This is a genomic window from Piscicoccus intestinalis NBRC 104926, assembly GCF_001515525.1.
Classification (GTDB): domain Bacteria; phylum Actinomycetota; class Actinomycetes; order Actinomycetales; family Dermatophilaceae; genus Kineosphaera; species Kineosphaera intestinalis.
Genome location: NZ_BCNQ01000013.1, coordinates 61,190 through 69,593 on the forward strand (window position 1 = coordinate 61,190; position 8,404 = coordinate 69,593).

General features: G+C 71.3%; 6 protein-coding genes. All 6 read right to left on the reverse strand.

Going from position 1 to position 8,404, the window contains the following annotated elements; translation table 11 throughout:
- Nucleotides 1-139: 139 nt before the first annotated feature.
- Nucleotides 140-1,543 (reverse strand): right-handed parallel beta-helix repeat-containing protein, encoded by a 1,404-nt coding sequence (locus PINTE_RS04070; protein ID WP_068426682.1) that lies wholly within the window; start codon nucleotides 1,541-1,543, stop codon nucleotides 140-142.
- 196 nt (nucleotides 1,544-1,739) lie between these two features.
- Entirely contained in the window at nucleotides 1,740-2,588 is an 849-nt protein-coding gene (locus tag PINTE_RS04075) for a polysaccharide lyase (RefSeq protein ID WP_068426685.1), read from the reverse strand.
- A 92-nt stretch (nucleotides 2,589-2,680) separates the two neighbouring features.
- Nucleotides 2,681-4,912 (reverse strand): right-handed parallel beta-helix repeat-containing protein, encoded by a 2,232-nt coding sequence (locus PINTE_RS04080; protein WP_157087070.1) that lies wholly within the window; start codon nucleotides 4,910-4,912, stop codon nucleotides 2,681-2,683.
- 26 nt (nucleotides 4,913-4,938) lie between these two features.
- On the reverse strand, nucleotides 4,939-6,201 hold the full coding sequence (locus tag PINTE_RS04085) for a glycosyltransferase (RefSeq protein WP_068426693.1): 1,263 nt from the start codon (nucleotides 6,199-6,201) through the stop codon (nucleotides 4,939-4,941).
- A 132-nt stretch (nucleotides 6,202-6,333) separates the two neighbouring features.
- Nucleotides 6,334-7,224, reverse strand: a complete 891-nt coding sequence (locus PINTE_RS04090) for a 2-dehydropantoate 2-reductase N-terminal domain-containing protein (RefSeq protein WP_157087071.1) — start codon at nucleotides 7,222-7,224, stop codon at nucleotides 6,334-6,336.
- A 402-nt stretch (nucleotides 7,225-7,626) separates the two neighbouring features.
- Nucleotides 7,627-8,404 (reverse strand): alpha/beta hydrolase family protein (locus tag PINTE_RS23105; RefSeq protein WP_068426699.1); only part of this gene is annotated, 778 nt, incomplete at its 5' end.

The window sequence follows — 8,404 nt, forward strand, 5'->3', positions numbered from 1 at the left end:
TGTCGTGGTCGGAACTGCGGCACGGACCGCAGTTCCGACCACGACACGCAGTTCTCAGGGTCGTTCGTCGGGTCGTTCGTGGGGTCGTTCGTCGGGTCGTTCGTGGGGTCGTTCGTCGGGTCGTTCGTCGGGGGGTTGGTCAGCGGAGGGTGGCGGTGGAGTACTGGTCGCGGTCGATCTTCACGCCGGCGCTGGGGCTGATCGTCACCGACGTGCGGTACTCGCCGTTGCCGCGCAGGCGGAACTGCTGGCCGCTGGGCAGGTCGTTGCCCTCGAACACCGTGCGCGCCGAACGCGTCAGCTCGATCGGCGTGGTCGCGGTCACGTCGTTCGACTCGAAGACGTAGGCGTCGGAGTCGTTGAGCTTGATGACGCTGCTGCCGCTGTCCTTGATGACGTTGCCGACGAAGCGGTTGCCCGACGGGCGGCCCGAGGCGTTGGTGTACTGCGCCTTGTCGGAGCCGGCGTACGAGAACACCGCGTACTCACCGGAGTTGCTCACCGTGTTGCCCCGGAACGTGTTGCCCCGCGCGCCCACCGAGACCCGCAGCCCATACTTCGCGCCGTCGACCGTGTTGTCGCGCACGGTGACGCCCTCGACGTCGAAGATCGCGATGCCCGCGCCGTTCGGGTTGTTGCTCACGCGGTTGTTCGCGACGACGGTGTTTGTCACACCCCGATGCAACATCATGCCGTGCACCTGCCCGGCGATCTCGTTCTCCGGGTCCGGTCCGCTCCACGGCACCCGGCCGTTGCCGGTCGAGACGTTGTCGGTCACCGTCAGCCGGTCGCACGCCTGCGAGCAGATGAACCCGTGGTTGCCGTTCTTCTCGAACCGGTTGCCGCTGACGGTGAGGCGGGCGGTGCCGTCGTGCCCGTTGAGGCCGTACATCACCGAGTCGGTGTACGTGTTGCCGGTGATCTCCATGTCGCGCGCGCCCCACAGGTAGGTGCCCATGTAGTTGTCGCGGAACGTGCTGTTGCGCTGCACGCCGGTGACCGGGGCGTTCGCGCAGTTCGCGGGGTTCTCGCGACCACACTGCCGCGACTTGTACGCGACGCCGTACGACTCGGCCGCGTAGTAGCCCAGGTGCTCGAACGTCGAGGAGACGATGTTCATCGTCGCCTGCCGCGTCGTCCCCCCGGAGTCGGTAAACGAGATCGCGCGCACGAACGCCCGGCCGCGCTGGCTCGAGGACACATAGGTGGGTGTCGTGTCCGGCTCCCCCGCCTGGTCGTTCCACGAGGTGACGGTGACGTTGCGGGCGTCGATCGTGCCGCCCAGGGCGGTGATCGACTGCACCTCCGTGCGGGCGTTCGACGAGCGGCTGCGGATGCGCAGCGTGTCGGTGTCGCCGCCGGCCGACGAGCCGTGCAGCGCCAGCGTCGCCCCGGCCTCGACGACGATGTCGGCGCTGAGCAGCCACGTGCTGCCGCTGACCTTGGCGATCGGCGCGCCCGGGCAGGCCGCCGCGATCGAGGCCGGCGTGTAGGTCTTCGCCGCGGTGAGGTAGATGACGTTCGTCGTCGAGGCGTACCGCACCCCCTCGCAGGGGGCACCCGGTGCGGCCGGTGCGGCCGGGGCGGCCGGTGCCGACCGGGCCGTGGTGGTGGATGTGACTGTGCTGGGGGCTGCCGCTGCGGCTGAGGCCGGGTCGACTGCGCCGACGATGCCCGCTGCGGCCAACGCGAATCCGGCGGCCGTTGCACTCAGTCGTCTCATGGGTGGTGCTCCTTCGTCACGATCGGTCGCAGCCGATCTGTCGGGGCGAGATGGCGAATCCGCCAAAGCGCGCCACCTGATCCTTCGGTGACGCCCACGAACTGTCGCCGCCACCGAAGAACGTGGAGAAGAACAGCCCGTCGATCTGCAGGTCCGGGGTCGTGCGGAACGTCAGGGAGTCGGCGTGCAGCACCTGGGTGCCCTCGAACCACACGTCGATGACGCCGTCGGCACGGCCCGGCTCGTTGAGGTGCACCCGCTGCTCCAGGCAGGCCCAGCGGCCCCGCGGGAACGTCCAGGTGCCGCGGCCCAGCGACGACCCGTGGTCGACCGAACTCGGCAGGTAGGCGTACACCTCGCCCTTGCCGTCGGCGCGCCACATGTAGCGGGTGGAGAACCCGTTCGTGCCGTCGGGGATGTCGCCGCCGGAGGTGTGCTCGCCCCCGTAGAGCCCCGGCAGTTTGCCGCCCTTGACGAAGTCGAAGTCCGGCGCAAACCACACCCAGTAGCGCAGGTAGGCCTCCTGCAGCGGCTGCCCGAGCGCCCAATACGACTGGGCGCCACCCCCGGCCGCGCCGTCCTCGCGCTCCACGGTCTGGCTTGCCGAGCCCTGCGGGTAGTCGACCTGCACGAAGTCGCTCACCGGACCGGCTCCGGCCGCGAAGAACGACATGCGCTCGTCACCGAACGCCCCGCCGCTGCGCTCGTCGAGGCCCGCGCCGAGAAGCTCGGCCAGGTCGGCGTCGGGTCGGGGGCTAACCTCGCCCGAGTCGCGCGAGTCGCCGCCCGGCGCACTCGTCGTCGGTGCGCTCGGCGGCGGGGTGGGTGGTTCGGGCGCGCTGCAGGCCGCGACGGCGCCGGTCACGCAGAGGGCGGCGGCCGCCCATCGGATCGGCCACCGGGCGCTTCCGGCACTTCCGGTGCTTCGGACGCTTCGGTGGGCGGTCCGCGACCGGGTCATGCGCCGGCACCCGAGGCCTGCACCTCGTCCCGACGCCGCCGTCCCTCCCGCAGCCGACGGGTGCCCTCGAAGCCGAGGCCGAGCAGCACCATGGCGCCGGCGAAGATGCCGAGGTTGCGCGGCCCCTCCGGCGGCAGCACCTGCGTGGACGCCAGCGTCACCGCCTCCCCGCAGGTGGCGCGCGGGGCCCGGATCGTGCCGGCCTCGATGTCGGGGGTGCCGTTGACGGTCTTCACGCCGCACTCGGAGGCCGAGATGTCGACGCCGGCGACCGTGGCCTGGTTGCGAACCGTGACTCCCCCGTCGACCGCGTCGAGCACGCTGGCCTGCACCGAGGTGCGGGCCGCGCCGGAGTCGACGCCCCACTGGGCGTCCTGCACGTACAGCCCGCGCACCTGCAGATCCTGCACGTCGGACTGCGCCCGCACGCCCGTGTCCACCTCGCGCACGTGACTGTCGAGGATGCTCACGCCCGCCGCGGCGCCGCGCACGAGCACGCCGTCGACGCCGCCGGTCGCGTCGAGCCCGCTGATCGCGACGTCGCGGCCCTGCACGTCCATCGCGGCGGTGGTGGAGCCGGTGACGGTGGCCCCCGCGAGCTGAAGACCGGTGTTGAGGGCCGACACCTTGATGCCGATGTCGGAGCCGGTGATCTGCAGTCCTTGCGCGCGGGCGGCCGCGCCGCGGTCGGAGAACTCCACGCCGACCGGGCTGTCGTTCACCGTGGCCCGGGTCAACCGGCTGCCGTCGCCGGCGACGCCGATGCCGAGCGCGGTCGCGCCGGCCACCGTCACGTCGTCCAGCTGTGCGCCGACACTCGCGCCGCGCACCCGCACGCCCGAGGTGTCGCCGGTCGACGTGACGGCCGTGGCCCGCACCCCCGACGAAGAGTCGATGTCGAGGCCGTTGCCGTGGTTCTTCTCGGTCGTCGTGTCGCGCACGAGCACGGTGCTGGAGCCGGCGATCCGCACGCCACCCACCGGTGCCGCCCCCATCTGGTCGTCGCCCGGTGACGCCGAGGCCGCCGCCGACGGTGCGGTGGCGGGCGCGGACGCCGACTGTGCCGAAGCCGACGGATCAGCCGACGCCGCGGAGCTCGGGCTCGCGGTCGACCCGCCCTGACCCTCGGAGCCGGCGTCGCGGCCGTTGTCGCTCACGGAACTGTCGCGCACGCTGACGTTGCGGGCCTGCCGCACGGCCACTCCGACCGACTCGTTGGTGCGGGCGGTGATCTTCGCGGCGGCCGTGTGGGTCACCCGGTCGAGGGCCAGGCCGGCACCGAGATTACCCTCGGCGGTCACCGCGCGCACGTTCGCTTTCGTCGAGGCCCGCACGAGCACGCCGTCGGCGTGGTTGCCCACGGCGCGCACCGTGTCGAGCCGGGCGTCCGGGGTGCGGTCGACGAGCACACCGTTCGCGGTGTTCTCCTGCGCCGTGACGTTGATCAGGCTCGCGGCGCCGCCCTCGCGCACGACGAGGCCGTTGCCGGTGTTGCCCCGGGCCACGACCCGCGTCAGCGAGGTGTTCGCGGTCCGCACCGAGGCGATCCCGGTGCGGCTGTCCCGGATCATCGTGCGGGTGGCCTGCAGCAGCCGCCCGTCGACGACCGACACCCCCGGCACGCCGCTGACGTCGCGCCCGAGATTGGTGACCTGTACCCCGGTCAGCCGCACCGTCGACCCCTGGTGGTACTGCACGTAGGGGCGCAGCTCGCCGGGGGCGGCGGGCCGGTTGCGGGTGCCGTCCCAGCCGACGATCTGCACGCCGTCGGCCTCCAGCGTGGCCCGCGAACCGATGACACGGCCTCCGAACCCCTCGGGGCGCTGCTGCAGCCGCACGACCTTGACGTCGTCGGAATCGAGCCGCAGCGTCGTGCCCGGCGCCTGGTAGATCGCGGTGTTGACGGTGGCCACCCCGTCGCGCAGCGACAGCCAGTTGTCCCAGGCCACGAGGCGCGCGAGGCGGCTCATCGTCAGCGGGCCCGCCGGTCGCCACGTCTCGCGCACGACCCGGCCGTCGAGCAGCAGCCGCACGTCGTGGGGGCGGATCTCGATGACCCGCCCGCTCTTGGAGTCGGTCGGCCGCAGCGGGGCGGTCGCCGCGCCCGGCAACAAGCCGCTCGCGCCGCTCGCGCCGATCGTGCCGGTCGCCGCGTGGGCCGGGGCGGCCGCGAGACCGGGAGCGCACACGGCCGACGCGACCAGGGCGGCCAGCGCGACAGGTCGCATCGGGCGCATCGGGCGTCGGGTCCGCATCAGGCGGCCCCCGCGGCGTTCTGGGTGCCGCCGGCGTGGGCCTTGGCGGCGGCCCGGTCCTGCTCGCTCTCCTCGTTCGTGCGCACGACCTCGCCGGAGTCGGTGACCTGCACGGGCCGGGTCAGCCACTTCTGCGTACGGATCGTCAGCAGCGCCCAGATCTTGATGACCGCCATGAGGAAGCTCATCAGCGTGTACGCGGGCATGAGAAAGAAGTGCGCGGGACGCCGCCGCAGGTGCGGCAGCAGCTTGACGGAGCGGCTCAGCCACCACCACAGGAACAGCGCGAGGCAGAAGCTCCACCGCTGCGTGGCCAGCCCGACGATCATGTACGTCGGCGCGACGAGCAGCGTGAACGCGCTGACCGCCTTGTCGATCATGGTGTATGCCAGGAACGGCCGACGGAACGCCCAACCCTCGCCGAGCGCCCGCAGGTCCGAGCGCCACGTGTTGCGCGCCCACCGCAGCCGCTGCTTGCAGAAGACCTTCAGGGTGTCGGGGAATGTCGACCAGACCCGCGCCGAGCGCTGCAGCACGGTGTCGTAGCCGCGCTTCATCGTCAGGCTCGTCAGGCGCTTGTCGTCACCCGACATGCACGGCCGACCCCAGAACGTCTCGCTCATGAAGTCGGCGCTGATGTCCAGCAGGATCTCGCGGCGGTACACGGCCGTGCGTCCCGACAGGCACGAGACCCAGCGGGCCGCGTACGTCTGCCCCGGGTTCTCGTCGAAGTAGCGCAGGTCGAGGAACATGTCGTTGATGCGCTGCAGGAAGTTGTCGGTGCGGTAGACGTTCTGGCGGGTACCGACACCACCGACCTTGGGGTCGGCGAACGGCTTGGCGACCTCGGCCGCCACGTTCGGCGCCCAGATCGTGTCGGAGTCCACGAGCGCGACCAGCGGCGTCGACGCCACCTCCCAGCCGCGGCGCAGTGCGTCGCGCTTGCCCGGCACGTCGGTGATGACGACCGTCACCGGATAGCGCGCGGCGATCTCCTGGCACACGGAGTCGGTGGCGTCGATGACGAGGATGATCTCGCCCGGGTCGTTGGCCAGCCACGATTCGATGGCCGCCGAGAAGAGCTCGGGATCCTCCTTGTAGACCGGCACGACGATCGACAGCGGGAGGAAGAAGTCGTTCTCGACCGGCCGGTACAGCACGGCCGGGATCCGGCGGAACGCCCAACTGATCCAGCGGATCACGCCGAGGATGCCGAGGGGCACGAACCAGGTCCACCCCAACAGCCAGTCTTGCCACGTCATCGGAAGTGCGCTCTCCTCGTCGGGCCGTTGCGGGCCCCGTCAGCACTGGCCGTGTCCCGGTCCAGGCATGGGTGAGCGGGCCCGACCTGGTAGGTCGGGCCCGACTCGGGTGGTGTCGCGGTGCCCAGCGGCTCAGCCGGCCAACTCGGCCGGGGGCTCGAGGGTGCTGTTGATGTCCTGGGTGACCTTCAGCAGGGCCGTGTCGTAGCCCATCTCCTCGGTGTAGATCCGCAGTGCCTCGGTGTCCTTCGGCAGGCACGCGCCGCCGAACGGGCCGAAGTCGCGCAGCCCGTACAGCGGGTTCCACAGGCCCTCGGCGGTGCGCGAACTCGCTGCGAACGCCTTGTCGACCTGCTCCGCGCTCAGCCCGATCTCCTTGCCGAGCGCGCGGAAGTAGTTGTAGGTGCTGATCTTCACCGCGTTGCCGACGTTGTTGACGTACTTGTGGAATTCGGCGACCTCCATCGGCATCCACCACACGTCGGCGCCGAAGCTGCCGAGCACCGTGGCGGCGTCGCGGTGCGAGCGGTCGCCCTCGGCGAAGGTCGCGAGCGTGACGAGCCGGGGGTGCAGGAAGTCGTCTTCCGAGGAGACGGCCCGCAGGTACTCGGGGTTGTAGGCCACCCCGAAGTCGTCGCCGGCGGTCATGCCGGAGTTGCGCTCGAGGATCGGGATGAGCACGCCTCGCATGGTGCCGGGCGGCATCGTGCAGCGGAAGACGATCGTCGTGCGCTTGTCGGAGGGCGACTCACGCAGCTTGCGCCCCAACCTCGCCGTGGCCTCCTTGAGGTGGGTGAGGTCGACCCCGCGCGCGTTGGTGGGCGCGGAGACGGCGACGAACACGAAGTCCGGCAGCGCGGCGCCCTCCTTGCCCACCAGCTTCGCTTGCCGTCCCTGGGCGCGCAGAGCGTCCACGCGCTCCTGGCGAACGTCGAGGAACGTGACGTCGTGATCGTGGGCGACGAACCCCATACCCGTCGCCGTGCCGACAACCCCGGACCCAACGATGTGGATTGATGACAAAGCCGTTACCCCTGTTCGTGGCGAGTTTCCCTGCGGCCGATGGTTTTTCTAGTTGGTCGGCTGTCCGGGATGCAAGGTTCTCCAGGAGAACGGAACGTGACTGCCCTTAACTCTTCACAGCGGCTCGGGCGCCCGCCGGCGACTTCATCAAGTCACGAAAGTCGTTTGTTACCAATGATTTTGCAGGTCCGCGTGGGGTTGACCCGAGCGGACGCCGGCAGATGAGGTCTTCGTGAGGAGGCGTTCGCACAGGCCCTCGCGCAAGACATTCCTCCGTAACGGTTAACAGGGTCCCGGGACCTTCCGGGGTGACCGGTCGTGCGGACCCATCGAAAGATGGTCCGACCTTCGCCGGTCGTCGGCCCGTGCGTGTTCGCGGTTCCTCGCGGTCGGGGGCTTGCCCTACGCCGTGCGGTCCGCGACGCGGCCGCGGGCCTGCCGGTCGAGTTGGGCGCCGAGCACCCGACCGAACCGGGTGCCGAGATCGTTGTGGTCCAACCCGGCCGGCTCCTGGCGGACGGCCCGGAACCCCCGGCCGCGGTACCAGGAGAAGCCGCGCTTGGCGTCGGCGAGCGCGTCGTAGCCGTCGTCGGTGTTGCGGCCGTCGTCGAGACTGCCGGTGTACCAAAGCAGCGGGTAGGCGGCCTTGGCCGCGGGGGTGACCGCGCCGAGGGCGGCGACGGCGGGCGGGCGGCCACCGCCTCCGGTGATGACCGCTCCCCCGCCGGTGGACAGCAGCCAGGGGTGCCGCGGCAGCAGGTACTTCGTGATGAGCTGCGAACCGCCGGAGTACCCGACGAGCCAGACCCGCTGCACCCCCAGGTGGGCGCGGATGCGCGCGGTGAGCGACGCGACGTAGGCGGCGTTGACGCGACCGTTCTCCCAGAAGGTGCGCTCGCCGCGGCGATCCGGGGTGAGCACCGACAGGGTCGCGTAGCCGCGGGCGGCGGCCTGCGCGACGACGCCGCCGCGGCCGCCGAGCGCCCAGGTGGAGTTCGGGTGGCGGTGACCGTACATGCCGTCGCCGTCGAGGTAGACGACGAGGCCGACCGGTCGGGCTCCGGCCGCCGCGGCGAACAGGTGGTACGTGGACGTCGTCCCCGCCGGATCGGTGTACCGCGCCGAGAGGCGGTCGACGCGGGCCGTCGCCAGGGGAGCCGACGCGGCGGGCTGCGCCGGG

What these genes read in the sequence shown, in the direction of transcription:
- PINTE_RS04080 (WP_157087070.1), bottom strand. Translation starts at nt 4,912, where the DNA reads ATGCGACCTGTCGCGCTGGCCGCCCTGGTCGCGTCGGCCGTGTGCGCT.
- PINTE_RS04085 (WP_068426693.1), bottom strand. Translation starts at nt 6,201, where the DNA reads ATGACGTGGCAAGACTGGCTGTTGGGGTGGACCTGGTTCGTGCCCCTC.